Annotated in this window: 1 pseudogene; it reads left to right on the top strand. The window is 53.7% G+C overall.

Features of this window, described 5'->3' with window-relative positions:
• Positions 1-255 (top strand): annotated as a pseudogene (locus E0D98_RS26940) (conjugal transfer protein TraE); the annotation flags it as partial.

The following is a 255-nucleotide window of genomic DNA, read 5'->3' as shown; positions in this document are numbered from 1 at the left end:
CAGAACACATCATGCAGGCACATGATGTCTGCGTAACAACGATGACAACGTTACTGGCTCCCTGGAATATCCGTCCTGCCGTCTTCCGTGACCCGGACAAACTCGCAGATTATCTGACAGGAGAGATGCTGACGGCTCTGGCTGACTGGTTTTATCTCAACCCGGAATGGCTGAACGGCAGGGTACGTTATCCTTTAAGCCGTGCCGGTGAGTGGCCAGCCACACAGGATGCGTTCTGCCAGCTTATTTCAGCCA

Origin of the sequence: Escherichia sp. KCJ4928, from assembly GCF_004352695.1 — a bacterium.
Taxonomy (GTDB): Bacteria; Pseudomonadota; Gammaproteobacteria; order Enterobacterales; family Enterobacteriaceae; genus ECMA0423.
The sequence above is the reverse complement of the archived record's forward strand: the minus strand, read 5'-3'. Positions and strand labels throughout refer to the sequence as shown.